The organism is Gordonia jinghuaiqii (assembly GCF_014041935.1).
GTDB classification, from domain to species: Bacteria; Actinomycetota; Actinomycetes; order Mycobacteriales; family Mycobacteriaceae; genus Gordonia; species Gordonia jinghuaiqii.
In genome coordinates this window covers 4,249,968-4,270,055 of sequence record NZ_CP059491.1, presented here as the reverse complement: position 1 = coordinate 4,270,055, position 20,088 = coordinate 4,249,968, and the positions used below count along the sequence as shown (strand labels likewise).

Sequence of the window (20,088 nt, the reverse complement as noted above, 5' to 3'; positions counted from 1 at the left end):
TCGGCGTCGATGCGGGTTCTTCCGGGTGAGAAGCGCGCCCACCTGCAAGGGAACGGATTCACCGGCACGATCGTTGACCGGTAGCCTCAATGTGTACGTCGATGGGAAGGACATGGGAACGGCGTAGGCGCGCAGGACCCGATCCCGCGTACCAGCTCGACCCCCACCAACTGGCATGAACCGTAAGACAGTCTTCCGCAACCTCGCCATCTTGGCGCTCATCCTGCTCGCCCTGTGGGGCTGGAGCGTGATGAGCGATTCCGGCCGCGAGTACCGCAGCGTCGACACCTCCGTCGCACTGGAACAGCTGGACAAGAAGAACACCAAGTTCGTCAGCATCGACGACCGTGAGCAACAGCTCCGCATCGAGCTCAAGACACCGGTCAAGGTCGACGACGCCGACGCCGACAAGATCAGCGCCAAGTATCCGGCGCAGGCCGGTGACCAGATCTTCGACGCCGTGCAGGGCACCGGCGCGATGTACACCACCAACGTCAACGAGCAGTCGATTCTCTGGCAGATCCTCATCTTCGTGCTGCCGATGATCTTGCTGTTCGGTCTGTTCTTCTTCGTGATGAGCCGCATGCAGGGCGGTGGACGCGGCGGCGTGATGGGCTTCGGCAAGTCGCGCGCCAAGCAGCTGACCAAGGACATGCCCAAGACGACCTTCGCCGATGTCGCGGGCGCCGACGAGGCCGTCGAGGAGCTCTACGAGATCAAGGACTTCCTCCAGAACCCGGCGCGCTACCAGGCACTCGGGGCCACGATCCCCAAGGGTGTGCTCCTGTTCGGTCCGCCCGGAACGGGCAAGACGCTGCTGGCCCGCGCGGTCGCCGGTGAGGCCGGCGTCCCGTTCTTCACCATCTCCGGGTCGGACTTCGTCGAGATGTTCGTCGGTGTCGGCGCCTCCCGTGTGCGCGACCTCTTCGAGCAGGCCAAGAACAACAGCCCGTGCATCATCTTCGTCGACGAGATCGACGCCGTCGGCAGGCAGCGCGGTGCGGGTCTCGGCGGCGGTCACGACGAGCGTGAACAGACACTCAATCAGCTGCTCGTCGAGATGGACGGCTTCGGCGAACGTTCCGGCGTCATCCTGATCGCCGCGACCAACCGGCCCGACATCCTCGATCCCGCTCTTCTGCGCCCGGGACGCTTCGACCGTCAGATCCCCGTCGGCAACCCCGACATGGCCGGTCGTCGCGCGATCCTGAAGGTGCATGCCAAGGGCAAGCCGATCGACGCCGACGCCGATCTGGACGGTCTCGCCAAGCGCACGCCGGGCATGTCCGGCGCCGACCTGGCCAACGTCGTCAACGAGGCCGCACTGCTCACCGCACGTGAGAACAAGCAGACGATCACCGCCGAGGCGCTCGAGGAGGCGGTCGACCGGGTCATCGGCGGCCCGCGCCGCAAGAGCCGGATCATCAGCGAACACGAGCGCAAGGTGGTCGCGTACCACGAGGGCGGACACACGCTGGCCGCCTGGGCGATGCCCGACCTCGACCCCATCTACAAGGTGACGATCCTCGCGCGCGGACGCACCGGCGGTCACGCCCTCGCCGTCCCCGAGCAGGACAAGGACCTGATGACGCGCTCGGAGATGATCGCGCGTCTGGTGATGGCGATGGGCGGCCGGGCGGCGGAGGAACTGGTGTTCCACGAGCCGACGACCGGCGCGTCGTCCGACATCGACCAGGCCACCAAGATCGCCCGCGCGATGGTCACCGAGTACGGCATGAGCTCCAAGCTCGGAGCCGTGCGCTACGGCCAGGACCAGGGTGATCCCTTCCTCGGACGTTCGATGGGATCGCACACCGATTACTCGGCCGAGATCGCCAGCGAGATCGACGACGAGGTGCGTCGTCTCATCGAGACCGCGCACACCGAGGCGTGGGCCATCCTCAACGAGTACCGCGACACCCTCGACGTGCTGGCCAGCCAGCTGCTCGAGAAGGAGACGCTGACCCGCAAGGATCTGGAGAAGATCTTCACCGACGTCGAGAAGCGTCCGCGGATCACGGCGTTCAACGATTTCGGTGAGCGCATCCCGAGCGACAAGCCGCCGGTGAAGACCCCGGGTGAGCTCGCGATCGAACGTGGCGAGCCGTGGCCGCCGCCGGAGCAGTCGAAGGTGCCCGAGCCGGTCGGTGCGGGGTATCCCGGCAGTCCGCAGGTGCCGGGACAGGTGCCGAACTATCCGCCGATGTACCCCGAGCCGGGTGCACAAGGCGGGCCGGCGCAGCAGGGGCACGGGTATCCGAATCCCCAGTACCCCAACCCCCAATACCCGGATCCCCAGTACCCGGATCCCCACCGGGACCCCCAGTACCCGAATCCGCAGAATTCGAGTCCCCAGAACCCGAGTCTGCAGAAGAACCCCCCGTATCCGAACCCCCCGTATCCGAACCCCCAGAACCCGAACCCCCAGAACCCGGGTTCGCAGTACCCGAGCCCCCCGACCCCCGATCAGGGTGCGGGACAGGCGGTGCCGCGTCCCGGAGGTCCGTACTCCACCGGGACCCGTCCGGATTACGGTGCCCCTCGGGACTGGTCGGCCCCGGGGTGGCCGCCCGAGCAGCCGCGCCCGCGTTCCGGCGAGAACGGAACCAACGGCTGGGGTCATCGCGCCGGTGACGTGAACGGCGGTGGGACCGGCCCGGACAGTGGCGAAGCCGGTGACGGCGGCCACCGCCCCGGCTCGTAAGGTGAGCTGAATGACGATCAGCGAGCGGCACGACGACGCCGTCCTCGAGGGGCCGCACTCGACGTTCGACCAGGCCCGTGCCGAGGCCGCAGTGCGTGAGTTGCTACTGGCCGTGGGGGAGGACCCGGATCGCGAGGGTCTGGTCCGGACCCCGACGCGTGTGGCGAACGCGTACCGGGAGATGTTCGCGGGACTCTACACAGAACCCGACGACGTTCTCGCGACCACCTTCGACGAGGATCACGACGAGCTCGTGCTGGTCAAGGACATCCCGATGTACTCGACCTGCGAGCATCACCTCGTGTCGTTCCACGGTGTCGCGCATGTGGGCTACATCCCCGGTTCCTCGGGCCGCGTGACCGGTCTGTCGAAGCTCGCGCGGCTGGTCGACCTGTACGCCAAGCGCCCGCAGGTGCAGGAGCGGCTGACCAGCCAGATCGCCGACGCCATGATGCGCAGGCTCGAGCCCCGCGGCGTGATCGTGGTGATCGAGGCCGAGCATCTGTGTATGGCGATGCGTGGCATCCGCAAGCCCGGGGCGAGCACCACGACGTCGGCGGTGCGCGGCATCTTCAAGACCAGTGCGGTGTCCCGCGGCGAAGCCCTCGACCTGATCACCCGGTGACCCAGCCGAAGGCGGTCCCTGTCGGTGGTGGGAACCACCGGACCCTCGTGATGGGCGTCCTGAACGTCACCGCCGACTCGTTCTCCGACGGCGGCCGGTATCTCGACACCGACGCCGCGATCACCCACGGACTCGAATTGGTCGCCCAGGGGGCCGATCTGATCGATGTCGGCGGCGAGTCCACCCGGCCCGGGGCTGTTCGTGTGGACCCGGATCTCGAGGCGGCGCGCGTGGCGCCGGTCATCGCGGCCCTCGCCGCACACGGCGTCGTCGTGTCGGTGGACACCATGCGCGCGCCGGTGGCAGCGGCGGCGATCGAGGCCGGCGCGGCCATCGTCAACGACGTCTCGGGCGGACGTGCCGACGACGACATGGCCCGCGTCGTCGCCGAGGCGGGTCTGCCGTGGATCCTCATGCACTGGCGCCCCTCCGGGGAGAGCGACGACCGCCGGTTCACCCACCGTTCCGGCGACGTCGACGGCTATCGCGACGTGGTCGCCGAGGTGAGCGGCGAGTTGCTGGCGCAGGTGGATGCCGCGGTGTCGGCCGGGGTCGACCCGGACTCGCTCATCCTCGATCCCGGACTGGGTTTCGCCAAGACCGCCGAGCACAACTGGGCACTGCTGCATGCGCTGCCCACCTTCATCGGCCTCGGTTTCCCGATTCTCGTCGGCGCCTCGCGCAAGCGCTTCCTGGGCACCCTGTTGGGTCGCGAGGGCGACGCGCGGTCCCCCGCGGGCCGCGACATCGCGACCGCCGCCATCTCGGCGCTCACCGCGGCTGCGGGGGCGTGGGGTGTGCGGGTCCACGACGTCGCGAGCAGCTACGACGCCGTGACAGTCGCGGCGGCCTGGCGCGCAGGCGGTTCCCGACACTCGTCACCGGCAGGAGACCCTCATGGCTGATCGGATCGAACTCCGTGGACTCAAAGTCCGCGGCAATCACGGGGTGTTCGACCACGAACGGGCCGACGGTCAGGACTTCTACATCGACGTCGTCCTCTGGCTCGACCTGCAGGCCGCGGCCGACACCGACGACCTGGCCGAGACCGTCGACTACGGGGCCCTCGCGCAACAGGTGGCCGCGATCGTCGGCGGCGAAGCCCGCAACCTGATCGAGACCGTCGGTGCCGAGGTGGCGGAGTCGATCATGGCCGATGACCGCATCAGCGCCTGTGAGGTCACCGTGCACAAGCCGTCGGCGCCGATCCCGCTGACCTTCGACGATGTCGCGGTGGTGACCCGCCGTTCCCGAAAGGGCATGCGATGAGCCGCGCGGTGCTCTCGGCCGGCTCCAACGTCGGTGATTCGATGGCGTATCTGCGTTCGGTGGTCGACGGATTCGCCGCCGATCTGGTCGCGGTGTCCTCGGTGTATTCGACACCTCCCTGGGGTGGTGTCGAGCAGGACGACTTCCTCAACATCACCCTCATCGTCGACGGCCGTCACGATGCGCGTCAGTGGCTCGGGCGGTGTGCCGAACTCGAACGATCAGCCGAGCGGACACGCGACATCCGTTGGGGGCCGAGAACTCTGGACGTCGACGTGATCTCGGTCGCCGATGCGGGAAGCGTGATCGTCTCCGACGACCCGGTCCTCACCCTGCCCCATCCCCGTGCCGCGCAACGAGCTTTCGTGCTGATCCCGTGGTTGGAGATCGAACCCGACGCGACACTGTGGACCCCCGAGGGGGAACGCGCCGTCGCCGACCTCGTCGATGAACTCGACGCCGCCGACCGGGACGCGGTGCGCTGCGTCGGCCGGGTGGCGGTCGGCCGGGAGACTGCAGGCCGGGATTCGGCAGGCCGGGAGACCGGGGGATCGGCATGAGCACACCGGATCCGCACCGCCCGGAACAGGACGACGAGGAGTCGGGACTCGGCCCCACCCGGGTCCGGGATCTGCTGGCCATCACCGGCGTGACCGCCATCGCGGCGTGGATTCTGGTGCGGTACAACTACTCCGATTTCCCGCCGCTGCCGTTGCTGGCCGGCATCGTCCTGTATGTGCTCGCGGCACTCGAGATCGTCATCGCCTTCGTCGTCCGCGCGCGGGTCGACTCGCGGAACGTGGGTCGCGCCCGGGGCCAACTGCATCCGCTGACCGCGGCGCGAGTACTGGCTCTGGCCAAGGCATCTGCCATCCTCGGTGCGATCGCCGTCGGGGTGTGGCTGGGGTTGCTCGCGTTCCTGCTCGGCCAGCACGACGTGGCGGCCGCCGACCATGATCGTCCGGGCGCCATCATCGGTTTGATCGGCGGGGCGATCCTGGTCTGTGCGGCGATGTGGCTCGAATACTGTTGCCGCGCGCCCGAGGACCCGCCCGCCGTCGGCGACGCGTGACGTTCGGTGATCGGTGTATTCGCCGACATTCGCTGATTGCTCACGGGCCAATTCGGAATTCTGGCCCTTAACATGACGGCTATCTGAGAAACTCCGCACCCGGTTGGCCGATGAATGCACCTACAGCGGGTAAGTTCACGATCATGACGACCTCGAACGGCCGTTCCGCCGACTCGCGACGCTCCAGTCGGTCGGCGGCTCAATGGCTGCTCGGTCTTTTGATCGTGCTCGCCCTGGTGGCCAGCATTCTGATGGTCTTCACCGACCGGCTGTCCATCACGGGATCCCTGGCCGTCATCGCGGCGCTGTGGGCCGCGGTGATCGGCGCGATCCTGGTGACCAAGTTCCGCCGTCAGGCCGAGAGTGCCGAGGCGAAGAGCCGTGATCTCCGGCTCGTCTACGAACTACAACTCGAACGCGAGATCGCGGCGCGACGTCAGTACGAGCTCGACGTCGAGACCACGATCCGCAAAGAGGTGACCGCCGAGTCCAACGAGGAGCTCTCCGAACTCAAGGCTCAGGTTCTGGCATTGCGGTCGAGTCTCGAGATGCTCCTCGGTGAGCCGCTGCCGGACCAGCGGGCAGCGCTGTCCAGCGAGAAGATGCGCGAGCTCGCGTCGGGACTCGACGACGACCCCCGTGCCGGCGGGCGCACCCGCAAACGGCCGTTCGGTGGTGAGTTCGGCGGCGTGCCGCCCTACGGTTCGGCGTACGCCGACGACGGTGTCCTCGCGGCCCGCGATTTCGCGGCGACCGCACCGACCGCCGACGACGGCCGACACACCGGACAGGTCGACCCGAACGAGATGACCGAGGTCATCCCGGTCATCACCGACGACGACCCGTTGTCCGGCCGGATCGCCACCGAGGTGCCGGAGGAGGAGATCGAGCGGCCTTCGACGTCGGCGCCCCGATTCCCGACCTTCGGGCGGTCGGCGACCGAACGCGACTCGGACACCGCCACGGGTGCCGACGATGTGTCCGACGCCGAGGTCGTGGACACCGAGGGCGCGGACACCCAGGGCGCGGACACCCAGGGCGCGGACACCGAGGTCGCGGCCGGGACCACCCCCGGCGCTGCCGGCGCCGGCGACGCGCCCGGCACGTATTCCGGTGAGTCCTCCTCCCTCCCGTTCTCGGGCGGCTTCTACCCCGGCACCGACACCGACACCGAGCCGGGCGGGTCGTCGAGGCCGGGTTCGATCCCGGTCGGTGAGCCGCTCTACACCGATGACACCCCGACCGACGAGTGGGCGACGGGCGACGCCGCGCCTGCCGGCCCCGATACTGCGGGGCACAACGCGGCCGATGCAGACGGCCCCGAGGCCACGCGTATCAAGGACGTGCGCCCCGAGGTCGAGATCCCCGACGCCGAGACCACCGACGCCGAGACCACCGACGCCGAGACCACCGACGCCGAGCTCGCTGAGACCGAGGTCTCCGAGCGTGGGATCGCCGCCGCCGATTCCGTCGGTGATTCCGATGTCCAGCCGCCGGCGTTCCTGGGGACGGTCGGCCGCCACGAAGGCACTCCCGGAGGCCGTACCGCGGAACACTTCGGTGGTGGTGGTCGTCGTCGCCGCGCCGCCGATGATGACGCCGAACCCGCGCATTCCGCGGGCCTGCCGGTGTCGGAACTGCTGAGCCAGTTGCGTCAGCAGACCGAGTCCTCCGGCGGCGGGCGCCGCCGCCGGAACGGCTGATCCGAACCGTCGGAACGGCTGATCCGAACCGTCGGAACGGCTGATCCGAACCGTCGGAACGGCTGATCCGAACCGTCGGAACGGCTGTCCGGGCGTCCTCGGGAATCTCTGAGACACATCATGCTTCAGGGTTGAGACGGAACGCCCGGAACGTCTGAGCGGGCGGTCAACCGCGATGGTCACCCGTTCGGGCGACTTCTGTGACGTGCCTGATCAATCGTCGGCGAGGAGTTGGACGATCGCCCTACACTTCACGAATGAGCGACGTGCTCGCCGATGGGCAGTACGGTCTGGGTGACCAGACCGCAGCGTCGCGCGTCGGGTTGCGTCTCACCGATCGCGGTACTGCGGTGAGGCAAACGCTGGTGAGTGCAGCCTTGTTTTTGCCCGTCCTCGCCTGGTGGCCGACGGTGTTGTGGCTCTTCACTTTTGATCCGCTCAACGGGACCGCGTTCCCGGAATACTATGCCGCGTTCCAGGCCGACGGGCCGGCGGTCAGCCTGATCCTGATCTGGGTGTTGACCGCACTCATGCCGTTGTACATGGTGATCGTCCTGGGGATCTGGGCTCGTGGCCCGGTTCGGTCCGCGATCGCCGTGGCGATCGGAGCGGTCGGAGCACTGGGATTCTGGGGCGGTCAGGTGCCGATACTGGTGCGATCGGGAGAGTATGCGGCGCTGACGTTCTGCTCCGATCACACCCCGGCGTTCGTGCTGATGCTGATCGTGGCGTGGTCGGTCGCCCGACGCCGCGGCTTCTGGTGGGTGCTCGCGATCCCGGTCATCGCGTTGCTGGCGATCAACGCCTACGAGGGCTGGACGTCCAACCCTCTCGATGCCTTGGTGGACCGGACCGGCAGCCTGTTGGGTGTTCCCACCGCCGAGGTGCTCGATCCGTTCTCGCCCAGGTACCGGTCGCCGTTCGACGATGTCGTGGACATCATCGCCGGGATCAGCACGCTCTGGGTCGTCGACTCGGTGTTCGGGGCGTTGTCCCGGCAGGGACGAGTGCAGGCGAGCCCACCCGAGACGTTGGGTATGCGTTGACCGAAAGGTGTTGCGCGCCTTGATCTCGGGTCGGTCAGAACTGCAGCACGATGGCCCGGACCACGGTGAATCCGATGAATCCGACGCTCAGGATCATCCCCAGGACGCACAACACCTGAGCGAGACGGGCGGCCGACGACGCCGGCCCGCGCCCGGCCAGATACCAGCCGGCCACGCCGAGCGGGAGCCCTAGACCACCGGCGACACTCATCGGCACGGCTGCGATACCGCACGCCAGGGACGCCGTGGTTCTGCGCGCCGCCGTGGCACCGGTCGGCGGCGGATCGAGTACGTGATGGTCGCGTGAGGCGATCGTGGCGGAGTGGGCGTCGGGGCCCTCGACCGTCTGCCCCGGCAGCTCGGAATACGCCGTCGCCGCGGGAAATCCGTGCCCGTGCGACGATGCGGGCCGGCGATGCTCGAGATGTGTCCGACCGTCGGGATCCGGGCCCGTCGCGGGAGGTCGGGGGCGCCGCTCAGCGGTCGGAAGCGCTTCGGTGGGCGCGTGGACCGTCGCGGCGAGGCCGGATGCGGCGGCGGGCGGCGGGAGAGGGACCGGCTGTGGCGAGACCTCGGTCGTGTTCGATGCGGCGCGCACGCGCATGGTCCGGTCGGTCGGGAGCGGATCGCCCGGCCGCTGGGAATCCGGCCGCTGGGCACCCGGTTGCTGAAAACCGGGTTGGTGAGAACCGGGTTGCCGGCTACCGGTGCCGGGATACCCGGTGGCGCGAGGCGGAGCCGGGAAGAAACCGGTCGTGTCGATGGCCGAACGCAATTCGGCAGCGAACGCACCTGCCGACGGTGGCCGGTCGCCGGGGTTCTTGGCCAGTCCGTGGCGCACCGCATCGGACACTGCCTGTGGGAGGCCCGTGCGTAGGGAAGAGACCTCCGGCGGCGGGGTGCTGAGGTGGTGATGGATCAGCATGGCTGCCGAGCGTGCAGTGAATGGGACTGTGCCGGTCAGCAATTCGAATACGCTGCAGGCAAGGGAATAGACGTCGCTGCGCGGGTCGAGAGATTCCGCGGACAGCTGCTCGGGCGAGGAGTAGGGGAAGGAGCCGATCAACAGATTGGCTGAGGTGAGTGAGGTTCCGCCATCGGTCTGGCGAGCGATCCCGAAGTCGGCCAACCGGATTCGACGCTCATCGGTGCCGGGATCGTCGGTCCCCTCCGCGCTGAGGAGGATGTTGGCGGGTTTGACGTCGCGATGGAGCAGTCCGTGGCGGTGGGCATGGTCGAGTGCGGCGCCGATCGAGTCGCTCACGGCCCCGACGTCGGAGAGGGGAAGGCCGCCCTCGTTGGCGGCGACGAGCGCCGCGGCGTCGGTGCCCGCGACGTATTGCATCGAGATCCAGAGCCGGCCGTCGACCTCGCCGCGGTCGTAGACGCTGACGATGCAGGGATGGTCGAGCTGTGCGGCGAGGTCGGCCTCGCGGGTGAACCGCGCCCGGAACGTCGGGTCGGTGGAGACATGCTCGGCGAGCACCTTGATGACGTCGCACCGGGGGAGGCGCGGGTGTTGCGCCAGGAACACCTCGCCCATCCCGCCCGCCCCGATCTTGCGCACGATCGTGTATCCGGCGAACTGCGTGCCCGGTTCCAGACTCATCTGCGGACCTTCTCTGAGGTGCGGGCCTCGCTACCGAGGGGATGGACGCTGTCGAGGGGGATGGACGGGAGAATGGTCGGACTCAGACTACGCCGGTTCGGCGCAGGTCACAGCCGTCGTCGCCCGGACGGCAGACGCGCGCCACCCATGTCGTCGTGCCGGGCCGGCGGTGACACCTGTCACAGAGGTTGGCCCCGGGCGGCGTACGGGACCTACCCTTGCTCTGCAACGTCTGGTACCCGTGCGGGCCCGCCGCAGTGAGTTCGCTCCCGCGATGTGTCCACGGCAGAGCGGGACTGGAACGAACTCTGGAGGACAGCGGTGACCTCACCGAGCGGTGATCCCGGCATGCCGTCTGCGCGGCGGGCCGGTGGCGACGACGCCTTCGGTGATTCCCCGTACCCGCATCCCGATCCTTTCCCGGGGACGTCGAATCTGCCCGCACCCGCCCGACTGACCGTGGGAATCGTGTCCGCCGGTCGTGTGGGAACCGCTCTGGGCGAAGCGCTCGAGAAGGCAGGGCACGTGGTCGGCGCAGTCGTCGCCCGCTCGCCGGAGTCCCGTCGTCGCGCCGCCCGGCGCCTGCCCGACTCGGAGATCCTCGACCTCGACGCAGTCATCGGCCGCTCGGAGTTGCTGGTGGTCAGCGTCCCCGACGCAGCACTGGAGACCGTCGTGGCGCAGATCGCGGCGTCGAACTCCCTGCGGCCGGGGACCATCGTGGTGCACACCGCCGGCGCACAGGGTGTCGGCGTCCTCGAGCCGGTCGCCCTGCGCGGGGCACTCGCACTCGCCGTGCATCCGGCGATGACCTTCGTCGGCACCGAGGACGACACGGCCCGTCTCACCAACTCGTGTTTCGCGATCACCGCGGGCGACGGGGTCGGGGAGGCCATCGCGTCGTCGCTCGTCCTGGAGATGGGCGGTGAGCCGGTCCGGATCACCGAGGACGATCGCACGCTCTATCACGCCGCACTCGCGCACGGCGCCAACCATCTGATCGCGCTGATCTCCGACGCCGTGACCGCGCTGAACGCCGCCATCGACAACTCCGGCCGCGACACCGCGACCGTCGACGGGGACGGGGGCCGGCTCGCCGAGCGCATCCTCGGTCCGCTGGTCACGGCCTCGCTGCGCAATGTGCTCGATCTCGGGCCGTCGGCGCTGACCGGTCCGGTCGCCCGAGGTGACGCGCCCGCGGTCGCCCGCCACCTCGCCGCGCTCGCCACCGTTCCCGGCGGCGCCGGCCCGCACGGCATCGTCGAGGCGTACCGCACACTCGCACGCCGCGCCGCCGAGCACACCGACGCCCCACCCGCGCTCCTGCGCCTTCTGGACCAGGCGTGACCCCCGAATGACACCACCGATCAAAGGAGATGCCGTGAGTGTCCCGACCGACGAGACACCGACCTACGCGGCCGGTCAGCTGACACTGCACCGTGAACCGGCGACGCTGACGCGCGTCACCCGTGCGTTGCGTGCGGCCGGCAAGCGTGTGGTGCTGGTCCCGACGATGGGTGCACTGCACGCCGGGCACCTGCAACTCGTCCGCGCCGCCAAGGCCAAGGGCAACACCATCGTGGTGGTCTCGATCTTCGTCAACCCGCTGCAGTTCGGCGCCGGCGAGGACCTCGACGCCTACCCGCGCACGCTCGAGGCCGACCTCGAACTCCTCGCGCCGTTGGGCGTCGAGCTGGTGTTCGCGCCGAACGCGGCGTCGATGTACCCCAACGGCCGGCGCACGACGGTGCACCCGGGTGAGGCCGGGGCGATCCTCGACGGCGTCTCGCGTCCCACGCATTTCGCCGGGATGCTGACCGTCGTGCTGAAGCTGCTCAACATCGTCGGGCCGAACGCCGCCTACTTCGGCGAGAAGGACTATCAGCAGCTCGTCCTGATCAAGCAGATGGTCACCGACCTCGATCTCGACGTCGAGATCGTCGGTGTCCCGACGGTACGCGAGTCCGACGGACTGGCCATGTCCTCGCGAAACCGCTACCTGACGCCCGAGCAGCGCGAACTCGCGACGACCCTGTCGGCGGCGCTGCTTGCCGGCGCACACGCGGCCGAGGGCGGACCGGACGCGATCGTTGCTGCAGCACAGTCGGTTCTGGCCACCGTGCCGGAGATCGAGGTCGACTACCTCGCGCTTCGCGGCCGGCAGCTCGAGGAACCGCCGGAGAAGGGTGCGGGCCGACTTCTCGTCGCCGCCCGCCTCGGCACCGCCCGCCTGATCGACAACGTCGGCGTGAGCATCGGCGGCCTCGCCGCGCTCGAAGAAGAAATCGCCTGGGCCAATGACACCACAACCACGACAGAGGGACGATGACGATGTTGCGCACCATGATGACCTCGAAGATCCACCGCGCCACCGTGACCCAGGCCGATCTGCACTACGTCGGCTCGGTGACGATCGACTCCGACCTGCTCGACGCCGCCGGTCTGCTCGAAGGTGAGCAGGTCACCATCGTCGACATCAACAACGGCTCCCGGCTGGTGACCTACGCGATCGCCGGTGAACGTGGCAGCGGTGTCATCGGGATCAACGGTGCCGCAGCGCATCTCGTTCATCCCGGCGACCTGGTGATCATCATCGCCTACGGCATGCTCGACGCCGCAGAGCTGCGCGAGTACTCGCCGAACGTCGTCTTCGTCGACGACCACAACCGCATCGTGACCACCGGCGACGATCCCGCCGACGTGCCGGAGGGGTCGGGTCTGCTCGATCCGCGCCACCTCGACACCGCGGTCTTCGCCGACGCGTCGATCTGACGTCGACGCCACCGCGAGCTCACCCCGATGCTCCTCACCGTCGACGTCGGCAACACCAACATCCATCTCGGCGTGTACGCCGGCAGCGGCGACAACGCACGCCTGGTGCGTGATTGGCGTATCCACACCGACCCGCACTACACCGCCGACGAACTCGCCTGGGCCTTCCGCGGGATGCTGGGCGCCGACGTCGAACAGGTCACCGGTGTCAGCGCGCTGTCCACCGTGCCGTCGTTGCTACGCGAACTGCGCGTCATGGTTCCCCGCTACTTCGGCAACGGCCCGCATGTGCTGCTCGAGCCGGGTGTGCGGACCGGGGTTCCGCTGCTCGTCGACAACCCCAAAGAGGTCGGCACCGACCGCGTGGCCAACTGTCTTGCGGCACACCATGAATTCGGCGGTCCCTGCATCGTGGTGGCCTTCGGTACCGCCACCGTCGTCGACGCGGTGTCGGCGAAGGGTGAGTTCCTCGGCGGCGCCATCGCTCCCGGCGTGAACCTCGCCGTCGAGGCGCTGTCGGAGCACACCGTCACCGTGCGCAAGGTCGAGTTGATGCCACCGCGCAGCGTCCTGGGCAAGAACACCGTCGAAGCCCTGCAGTCCGGGATCCTCTACGGGTTCGCCGGCCAGGTCGACGGGCTCGTCGACCGTGTCTGTGACACCGTTCCCGGCTTCGACGCCGACGACGTGACCGTGGTCGCCACCGGCTACCTCGCGCCGCTGATGTTCGACGAGTGCCGTTCGCTCACCGACCATCACCCGCATCTGACCCTCGACGGCCTGCGGCTGGTCCACGAACGGTCCAAGGCCAACCGTCGCGGCAAGTAGGGCAACACCCTCAGGTTCGCTTCGCGAGCGCCCGTTCGGTGTAGGCGGCGATCCGGTCGGTCAGTTCGGATTCCGAGAAGCCGGTGCCGGCGAGCTGATGGACCTGCGCGTCGACCGCGGCGAACGCGAGCCGCAGGTCGGCATCGGCGGACTCCGCCGACCAGCCGTCGGCGACGAGATGCTCGCCCAGCCGCCTGATCCACTGCTCGATCATCTCGGTGTACCCCGCGGCGAGACGGACCGGGTCGGCCAGCTCGCGGAGACGGCCATGCGCGCGTCCATGTGTGGAGTTCTCCCGCACTGCAACGCCGATGACCGCGTGCAGGACCTCCGGCCAGGGCCTCGAACCGACCGGGTTGTCGTCGAGGACAGCTGCCATCTTTGCTCCCGACTCCGCGAGATGGCGTGCCGCGAGTTCGTCGAAGATCGCCTGTTTGTCACCGAAGTACTGGTAGACCGAACCCACTGAGACCCCGGCCTTCTCGGCGATGCGGTTGGTTGTCATCGCCGGCCCCTCGGCGTCGAGAAGCTGAGCCGCCGCTTCGAGGATCACTTCGACGGTGAACGAAGATCGTTGTTGCCGAGGCCTTTTGCGCATGTGCTCCATCCTGGGCGAAAGCGAGTTGTCCTGCCGACCCGCCGGGCCGACGATGGATGCATGACCAACGAATCCTACAGTCGCTTTCTCCCCGAACCCTGGCGTTCGGTGGCCGCGGGGGTCGACGGCGAGTCCACCTGGTGGAGGTGGCCCGCGAGTACGGGCCGTCCGTCCGGCTCGACCGATGTCCACGTCCTACGGGCCACGCGTCCGTCGGCGCCGCTGCGGGTGTTGCTGCTCCACGGCGGCGGCGGACACAGCGGGCTGGTGTGGCCGCTGGGTGCGATCCTGGCAAACGAGGGCTACGAGGTGCTCGCGCCCGACCTTCCCCTGTACGGGCGAACGCGTGTGGCCGAACCGGGCCGCGTCCGCTATCAGGACTGGGTCGACCTCGTCGCCGATCTGATCACCGCCGAGACAGCCGACGATCCGCGTCCGCTGGTGGTCTTCGGCGCAAGTCTCGGCGGCATGCTCGCCTACGAGGTCGCGGCAGGATCCGACCGGGTCGCGGCCGTGGTCGCCACCTGTCTGCTCGATCTCGCCGGCGATCCGGCGGCACGTCGATCCGCTGCCCGTACCCCGGCACTGGCGCGCGGGATCCCGGTGATGTCGGCGGCTGCACGGATCGGGGTGCTCGCACGGTTGCGGTTCCCGATCCGCTGGGTCGCGCCGATGTCGCGGATGAGCCTCGACCCCGTGCTCGCGAAGGCCTGCATCGACGACGAACTGGGGGCGGGATCGGTGATCCCGCTGGGATTCCTGACCGACCTGATGACCCACGAGGTGCCCGCGCCGGAGGAGTACGCGGGCCCGCGTGTGGTGCTGGTTCACCCGGCAGCGGACACCTGGACCCCACCCGGGGTGAGTGTGCGGTTCGCCCGGCGGATCGCCGCACCGACCGACATCCAGCTGTTGACCGGGTGTGGCCATTTCCCGATGGAGCAGCCCGGGATCGACGAACTGGCCGGTCATCTGCGCGGGCTCGCCGACGACATCGTCACCGCGCGTCGAACGTGAGTCGGCGTCCAGCAGGCATCGCGCGTCGAGAAGATCTGACTGATCTCTCGCCATACGGACGGGCATCTGTAACCGTCTTCTCCATGTGGAGAAACCCGTGAGGGTGGTGATCGTCGGCGCGGGCATCGCAGGGTTGTGCACCGCTGCTGGGGTCGCACGGAACGGCGCGGAGGTGACGGTCGTCGAACGGTCGCCGGAGGTGCGCGGCGGCGGTTCCGGGCTGAGCCTGTTCGGCAACGGTCTGCGTGCGCTGGAGGTGCTCGGGCTGCGATCCGTGGTTCCCGACGCGCCGGCGCCGGTTGCGCCCATCGTGAGCGGAACCCGTCGCCCCGACGGGCGATGGCTCACCCGCTTCGATCGCGAGGCGCTCGCCGAGATGCGCGTCGTGCGCCGGACCGAACTGCACGAGGCGTTGCTCGGCGCCCTCCCGAACTCCGTGGAGATCCGGACCGGGACCGGGGTGAGCGGCGTTCGCGACAGGACCGTGCAGCTCGACGACGGCACCTCCATGGAGTGCGACCTGGTCGTCGGAGCCGACGGTCTCCGGAGCAGGGTGCGCGCCGCGATCGCCGACGACCCGGGGGTGGCCCGCTGCGGTTACTCGGCCTGGCGGGCCGTCACCTCGACGCCGGTCGCGCTCGACGCAGCCGGCGAGACCTTGGGACGCGGGCGACGATTCGGCATCGCGCCACTTCCCGACGGATGTGTCTACTGGTTCGCCTCCGTCTCCGACGGCGTCGTGGGCGGGGGTTCTGAGGGCGGCTTTGAGGGAGGCCTTGACGTGGTGCGACAACAGTTTTCGGGGTGGCATGCGCCGATTGCCGAGCTGCTCGACGCCACCGACCCGGAGTCCGTCGGGCACCTCCCGATCGAGCAACTGGCGCACCCCTTGCCGTCGTTCATCGGCGGTCGCTGCGTGCTCGTCGGCGATGCCGCGCACGCGATGACCCCGAACCTCGGCCAGGGAGCGAACCTGGCGATGGAGGATGCGGCCGTGCTGACGACGCTCCTCGCCCGTGCTGGCACCGACGGTGTCGGCGATGCGCCGGCCGTCTACGACCGGCTTCGGCGGCCGCGCACCCGGCGAATCGCGCGGCGCGCGGGGGTCCTCGGCCGGGTCGGTCAGCTGCGCGTGGCGCCGGCGGTGTGGGCCCGCGATCTGGCGATGCGGCTGACCCCGGACAAGGTCGTCGACGCGGAGCTGCGTCGTGTGGAGAACTGGGGACCGCCGACGGTGTGACCTTCGTCGAGGTCTGGTCCCGTGCGCGACCCTGTGGCATACTCGTCGCCGTGATCAAGAGCTGTCAGGAGTGTTGTCAGGGCTAGTCCGCATCTGCGGCTGCCCTCCTTCGCGCTCCCTGCTCAATTTTCGATCACTCGAGGACTCCCTCTCATGACCGCTTCGGTTGCGTCTTCTTCTGTTTTCTCCGGCCAGGTCTTTGCTGCGACGGCCCCGACCGTTGCCCAGGCCCCGGCCGCTCCACTGTCTGTGCAGGTCGACGACTACGCGTCGGCGGTGGCCGAGGGCGCCATCCCGGTCGACGTCCGCTCGCATCGCCGACGCAGCCTCGACGGGGCGCTGTTCGGTGCGCTCGCCATCGACGCCGTCGAGGTGCTCGACCGACTCACCCCCGGCACGTCGGAGGCGCTGCGTACCGCGAGCACCGACGCCCGCTGGATTCTGGTGAGCGAGGACGGCCACGAGGCCGAATGGCTCGCCTGGCATCTGCAGGCCCGCGGTGTTCACGGCGCGGTGTTCGTCGTCGGCGGGCACCGCCGGATGCGTCAGGCGCGCGTGAACGGCCGCATCAGTCCCGGCGAACTGGCCATCATCTCCGCGCACGAGAGCTGAGCCGCGCCGGACCTGTCGAACACCGACTGTTTCCGCCGTCACAGCCCGTGCGGCGAGTTGGGAGTCGGTGACCGGCACCGATAGGGTGCGTGTGGTGAGTGACAGCCCGACCAGCAGCGCCCCGACCGACGCCTCCGGCCGCAACGCCGACGCCCCCGGCCGGAACACCGACGTCGCCGACGAGCAGACCCCCGAGCAGCTGCGCATCCGCCGCGAGAAGCGTGAGCGCATCCTGGCGGAGGGGCGCGAGGCGTACCCGGTCTCGATTCCCCGCACCCACAGCCTCGGCGAGATCCGGGCCGCCTACCCCGACCTCGAGGCGGGCACCGAGACCGGCCGGCATGTCGGGGTCAGCGGGCGCGTGATCTTCCTGCGCAACAAGGGCAAACTGTGCTTCGCCACCCTCCAGGAGGGCGACGGCACCCAGTTGCAGGCGATGGTCAGCTTCAACGGAGTCGGCGAAGAAGCGTTGGGCCGCTGGAAGTCCGACGTGGACCTCGGCGACATCGTGTTCATCTCCGGAGAGGTCATCAGCTCGCGCACCGGCGAACTGTCGGTCATGGCCGACGACTGGCAGATGGCGTCGAAGTCGTTGCGCCCGTTGCCGGTGGCGCACAAGGACATGAACGAGGAGACGCGGGTCCGCCAGCGCTACGTCGACCTCATCATGCGCCCCGAGGCGCGCAGCATCGCGCGCACGAGGATCAAGGTGATCGCCGAACTCCGTGCGGCGCTGGACCGTCGGGGCTTCCTCGAGGTCGAGACCCCGATGCTCCAGACCCTGCACGGCGGTGCCGCGGCGCGTCCGTTCGTGACCCACTCCAACGCCTTCGACATGGACCTGTTCCTGCGCATCGCGCCCGAACTGTTCCTCAAGCGGTGCGTGGTGGGCGGCATCGAGCAGGTCTTCGAGATCAACCGCAACTTCCGCAACGAGGGCGCCGACTCCACCCATTCGCCCGAGTTCGCGATGCTCGAGACCTACCAGGCCTACGGCACCTACGACGACTCCGCTCGTATGATCCGCGAACTGGTGCAAGAGGTTTCGCAGGCGGCGCTCGGTACGCAGACCCCGACCATGCCCGACGGTTCCACCTACGACCTGTCGGGTGAGTGGACCACGCTCGAGATGTACCCCTCGCTGTCGGAGGCGCTCGGCGAGGACATCGTCCCCGCAGGCGCCGACGGCGAGACCAGCGTCGAGCAACTGCTCGCCATCGCGGCGCGGGTCGGTCTGGAGATCCCGAAGGACAAGGGTTACGGCCACGGCAAGCTCGTCGAAGAGCTGTGGGAGCACATGGTCGGTCAGAAGCTCGACCAGCCGGTGTTCGTCCGCGACTTCCCGGTCGAGACCTCGCCGCTGGTCCGCGCGCACCGCTCGGTCACCGGCGTCGTAGAGAAGTGGGACCTGTACGTGCGCGGTTTCGAGCTGGCGACCGGCTACTCCGAGCTCATCGACCCGGTCATCCAGCGCGAGCGCTTCGTCGACCAGGCCCGACTGGCGGCCGCCGGCGACGACGAGGCCATGGTCCTCGACGAGGAGTTCCTCACCGCGATGGAGTACGGCATGCCACCGACCACGGGCACCGGCATGGGTATCGACCGTCTGCTGATGGCTCTCACCGGCCTCGGCATCCGCGAGACGATCCTGTTCCCACTGGTGAAGCCCCGCACCTGACGGGATTTCGTAGCGATAGTGCGCGCTATTTCCGCTGTGGTGTCTCGGGTCATCGCTGACACTTTTGTCTCGGGACATCGCTGACAGTCATGCTGCCGGAAGTGGTTGTCGTTTGCCATGGGTGCCGGGGGTTCGACGCTGGCCTTGGTAGCGGCGAGTGGGGTCGGCGTCGAACTCACGCACAATGGTGGTGCCGCTGAAGATGACGATGTGGTTGTCGTCGCAGATGGCGTCGAGGGTGTGTCCACCCCACCGGTTGCCGACCTGGACGAAGTAGGGGCCCACAGTGATTTTGCCTTGCTTGGGGTTGACCTGTTGGCGGGTGGTGAACACTGGTGCTGGTAACGGCCGGTCGACCGGCCGGGCGTGTTCGGTGGCATGGAACGCCTCGGCCGGAGTCGCACCACGTAGCGCACGATGGGGTCGACTGTGGTTGTAATAGCCGCGGAATCGGTCGAGCATCTCGTTGAGGTCGCCGACGGTCGCCGGTGCCGGTTGGGTGTTCAGCCAGCGTTTGAGTGTGCCAGAACCGCTCGATCTTGCCGCAGGTCTGTGGGTGATACGGGCGGGAGTTGATGGTCCGGGTACCCAGCGCACGCAGATTCTTCTCCAGCGGTGTTTCGAATCCACGATGCTTACCGGTGTACACAAATCCGTTGTCAGTCAACGACATCGACGGAACACCACATTCGGTGATGCCGGCGAGCATCACCTGCCACACCAGTGTGGTGGTGGCGTCACCGGTGTCGGGGGCCAGCGCGCACAGATACCGGGAGTGGTCATCGATTGTGCCCGCGATCGCTACCGAGGTGCCGTCGCTGAGGTGCCACTCGGTCCAGTCCGACTGCCACAACTCGTTGGGGCGCTCGTAGCAGAACCGCCGCATCGACGACTTCGGCCGTTTGGCCGGCTCGGCAACAATTAGCCCGTGCCGGTGCAGAATTCGCCATACGGTTGAGCGTGAGGGCACCGAATCGGCACCCTCACGCTGCAACGTCCACACAATCGACTGCGGCCCGTGATCCAGGCCCGCGGACTGCAAACGCGTCCGCGTGGCGATCACCAGCGCCTCGACGTCGCCACCCACACGCCCCGGCTCTGTGTGCGGTCGGCGCGACCGTGGTTCGAGCCCGGCCAGCCCATCAGCGACGAAGCGGCGCCGCCACTTGTAGAACGTCTGCCGGCTGATGTTCTGCTCCCGACAGAACTCGGCCACGTTCTCGATTCCACCCGCCAACGCCGTAGCTGCACGAACGTCCATCACCGTCACCTTCTGGGCCATGAACCATGCTGGCCACGCCCTGCTCAGGTGTCA

At 68.5% G+C, this 20,088-nt stretch carries 19 protein-coding genes and 1 pseudogene; 16 read left to right on the top strand and 4 right to left on the bottom strand.

Annotation, left to right across the window (positions count from 1 at the left end):
- The first annotated feature begins 175 nt into the window (after window positions 1–175).
- From ftsH to H1R19_RS18985, 8 genes are all read left to right on the top strand, one after another.
- A complete protein-coding gene (gene ftsH / locus H1R19_RS19020) occupies window positions 176–2,704 on the top strand; it encodes an ATP-dependent zinc metalloprotease FtsH (RefSeq protein ID WP_219849817.1) in 2,529 nt (842 codons plus the stop codon).
- 10 nt (window positions 2,705–2,714) lie between these two features.
- A complete protein-coding gene (gene folE, locus H1R19_RS19015; RefSeq protein WP_188331168.1) occupies window positions 2,715–3,329 on the top strand; it encodes a GTP cyclohydrolase I FolE in 615 nt (204 codons plus the stop codon).
- Between the two features lie 50 nt (window positions 3,330–3,379).
- The gene (folP, locus tag H1R19_RS19010) at window positions 3,380–4,234 is read left to right on the top strand and encodes a dihydropteroate synthase (RefSeq protein WP_219849816.1); all 855 of its coding nucleotides are present in this window, start codon (window positions 3,380–3,382) and stop codon (window positions 4,232–4,234) included.
- Window positions 4,227–4,598, top strand: coding sequence for a dihydroneopterin aldolase (gene folB / locus H1R19_RS19005; protein ID WP_219849815.1), 372 nt, complete (start codon window positions 4,227–4,229; stop codon window positions 4,596–4,598). Before folP ends, folB begins: the two co-directional genes overlap by 8 nt.
- A complete protein-coding gene (gene folK, locus H1R19_RS19000) occupies window positions 4,595–5,158 on the top strand; it encodes a 2-amino-4-hydroxy-6-hydroxymethyldihydropteridine diphosphokinase (RefSeq protein ID WP_219849814.1) in 564 nt (187 codons plus the stop codon). Before folB ends, folK begins: the two co-directional genes overlap by 4 nt.
- Window positions 5,155–5,670 (top strand): DUF3180 domain-containing protein, encoded by a 516-nt coding sequence (locus tag H1R19_RS18995; RefSeq protein WP_188331165.1) that lies wholly within the window; start codon window positions 5,155–5,157, stop codon window positions 5,668–5,670. The genes folK and H1R19_RS18995 overlap by 4 nt, the downstream gene beginning before the upstream one ends.
- Window positions 5,671–5,813: 143 nt before the next feature.
- Complete coding sequence (locus H1R19_RS18990; RefSeq protein ID WP_219849813.1) at window positions 5,814–7,373, top strand: DUF6779 domain-containing protein; 1,560 nt, start codon at window positions 5,814–5,816, stop codon at window positions 7,371–7,373.
- A 257-nt stretch (window positions 7,374–7,630) separates the two neighbouring features.
- Window positions 7,631–8,419 (top strand): hypothetical protein, encoded by a 789-nt coding sequence (locus H1R19_RS18985; protein ID WP_188331163.1) that lies wholly within the window; start codon window positions 7,631–7,633, stop codon window positions 8,417–8,419.
- 34 nt (window positions 8,420–8,453) lie between these two features.
- On the opposite strand, the gene H1R19_RS18980 is transcribed toward H1R19_RS18985, so the two are convergent.
- Window positions 8,454–10,028: a serine/threonine protein kinase gene (locus H1R19_RS18980; RefSeq protein WP_219849812.1), complete on the bottom strand. Its 1,575-nt coding sequence runs from the start codon at window positions 10,026–10,028 to the stop codon at window positions 8,454–8,456.
- A 321-nt stretch (window positions 10,029–10,349) separates the two neighbouring features.
- Between H1R19_RS18980 and H1R19_RS18975 the strand changes: the two genes are divergently transcribed.
- Genes H1R19_RS18975 through H1R19_RS18960 form a run of 4 tightly spaced genes read left to right on the top strand, consistent with a single transcriptional unit; the run spans window position 10,350 to window position 13,628 of the window.
- Window positions 10,350–11,375, top strand: a complete 1,026-nt coding sequence (locus H1R19_RS18975; protein ID WP_219849811.1) for a Rossmann-like and DUF2520 domain-containing protein — start codon at window positions 10,350–10,352, stop codon at window positions 11,373–11,375.
- Window positions 11,376–11,382: 7 nt separating this feature from the next.
- Window positions 11,383–12,357 (top strand): pantoate--beta-alanine ligase, encoded by a 975-nt coding sequence (panC, locus tag H1R19_RS18970; protein WP_372632231.1) that lies wholly within the window; start codon window positions 11,383–11,385, stop codon window positions 12,355–12,357.
- Between the two features lie 2 nt (window positions 12,358–12,359).
- Window positions 12,360–12,800 carry an aspartate 1-decarboxylase gene (gene panD / locus H1R19_RS18965; protein ID WP_219851783.1) on the top strand — a complete coding sequence of 147 codons (441 nt, stop codon included), beginning with the start codon at window positions 12,360–12,362 and terminating at the stop codon, window positions 12,798–12,800.
- A gap of 27 nt (window positions 12,801–12,827) precedes the next feature.
- On the top strand, window positions 12,828–13,628 hold the full coding sequence (locus H1R19_RS18960; RefSeq protein WP_219849809.1) for a type III pantothenate kinase: 801 nt from the start codon (window positions 12,828–12,830) through the stop codon (window positions 13,626–13,628).
- A 10-nt stretch (window positions 13,629–13,638) separates the two neighbouring features.
- Here H1R19_RS18960 and H1R19_RS18955 read toward each other — a convergent pair whose 3' ends face one another.
- On the bottom strand, window positions 13,639–14,226 hold the full coding sequence (locus H1R19_RS18955; protein ID WP_188331158.1) for a TetR/AcrR family transcriptional regulator: 588 nt from the start codon (window positions 14,224–14,226) through the stop codon (window positions 13,639–13,641).
- A 60-nt stretch (window positions 14,227–14,286) separates the two neighbouring features.
- Here H1R19_RS18955 and H1R19_RS18950 point away from each other — a divergent pair, with 60 nt between their 5' ends.
- From H1R19_RS18950 to lysS, 4 genes are all read left to right on the top strand, one after another.
- Entirely contained in the window at window positions 14,287–15,243 is a 957-nt protein-coding gene (locus H1R19_RS18950) for an alpha/beta hydrolase (protein WP_188331157.1), read from the top strand.
- Window positions 15,244–15,340: 97 nt separating this feature from the next.
- Entirely contained in the window at window positions 15,341–16,483 is a 1,143-nt protein-coding gene (locus H1R19_RS18945; protein WP_219849808.1) for an FAD-dependent oxidoreductase, read from the top strand.
- 153 nt (window positions 16,484–16,636) lie between these two features.
- Window positions 16,637–17,095, top strand: coding sequence for a rhodanese-like domain-containing protein (locus tag H1R19_RS18940; protein WP_219849807.1), 459 nt, complete (start codon window positions 16,637–16,639; stop codon window positions 17,093–17,095).
- 67 nt (window positions 17,096–17,162) lie between these two features.
- On the top strand, window positions 17,163–18,773 hold the full coding sequence (gene lysS, locus H1R19_RS18935; protein WP_188331154.1) for a lysine--tRNA ligase: 1,611 nt from the start codon (window positions 17,163–17,165) through the stop codon (window positions 18,771–18,773).
- A gap of 87 nt (window positions 18,774–18,860) precedes the next feature.
- Here lysS and H1R19_RS23305 read toward each other — a convergent pair whose 3' ends face one another.
- Window positions 18,861–19,370 carry a transposase gene (locus H1R19_RS23305; RefSeq protein WP_244970756.1) on the bottom strand — a complete coding sequence of 170 codons (510 nt, stop codon included), beginning with the start codon at window positions 19,368–19,370 and terminating at the stop codon, window positions 18,861–18,863.
- 16 nt (window positions 19,371–19,386) lie between these two features.
- A pseudogene (locus H1R19_RS23300) lies at window positions 19,387–20,034 on the bottom strand (helix-turn-helix domain-containing protein); the annotation flags it as partial.
- Window positions 20,035–20,088 lie beyond the last annotated feature (54 nt).

What these genes read in the sequence shown, in the direction of transcription:
- folB (WP_219849815.1), top strand. Translation starts at nt 4,227, where the DNA reads ATGGCTGATCGGATCGAACTCCGTGGACTCAAAGTCCGCGGCAATCAC.
- folP (WP_219849816.1), top strand. Translation starts at nt 3,380, where the DNA reads ATGGGCGTCCTGAACGTCACCGCCGACTCGTTCTCCGACGGCGGCCGG.
- panD (WP_219851783.1), top strand. Translation starts at nt 12,360, where the DNA reads ATGTTGCGCACCATGATGACCTCGAAGATCCACCGCGCCACCGTGACC.
- H1R19_RS18955 (WP_188331158.1), bottom strand. Translation starts at nt 14,226, where the DNA reads ATGCGCAAAAGGCCTCGGCAACAACGATCTTCGTTCACCGTCGAAGTG.
- panC (WP_372632231.1), top strand. Translation starts at nt 11,383, where the DNA reads ATGACACCACCGATCAAAGGAGATGCCGTGAGTGTCCCGACCGACGAG.
- H1R19_RS18985 (WP_188331163.1), top strand. Translation starts at nt 7,631, where the DNA reads ATGAGCGACGTGCTCGCCGATGGGCAGTACGGTCTGGGTGACCAGACC.
- H1R19_RS18940 (WP_219849807.1), top strand. Translation starts at nt 16,637, where the DNA reads ATGACCGCTTCGGTTGCGTCTTCTTCTGTTTTCTCCGGCCAGGTCTTT.
- folE (WP_188331168.1), top strand. Translation starts at nt 2,715, where the DNA reads ATGACGATCAGCGAGCGGCACGACGACGCCGTCCTCGAGGGGCCGCAC.
- H1R19_RS18990 (WP_219849813.1), top strand. Translation starts at nt 5,814, where the DNA reads ATGACGACCTCGAACGGCCGTTCCGCCGACTCGCGACGCTCCAGTCGG.
- H1R19_RS18995 (WP_188331165.1), top strand. Translation starts at nt 5,155, where the DNA reads ATGAGCACACCGGATCCGCACCGCCCGGAACAGGACGACGAGGAGTCG.
- H1R19_RS18950 (WP_188331157.1), top strand. Translation starts at nt 14,287, where the DNA reads ATGACCAACGAATCCTACAGTCGCTTTCTCCCCGAACCCTGGCGTTCG.
- H1R19_RS18960 (WP_219849809.1), top strand. Translation starts at nt 12,828, where the DNA reads ATGCTCCTCACCGTCGACGTCGGCAACACCAACATCCATCTCGGCGTG.
- H1R19_RS18980 (WP_219849812.1), bottom strand. Translation starts at nt 10,028, where the DNA reads ATGAGTCTGGAACCGGGCACGCAGTTCGCCGGATACACGATCGTGCGC.
- ftsH (WP_219849817.1), top strand. Translation starts at nt 176, where the DNA reads ATGAACCGTAAGACAGTCTTCCGCAACCTCGCCATCTTGGCGCTCATC.
- folK (WP_219849814.1), top strand. Translation starts at nt 4,595, where the DNA reads ATGAGCCGCGCGGTGCTCTCGGCCGGCTCCAACGTCGGTGATTCGATG.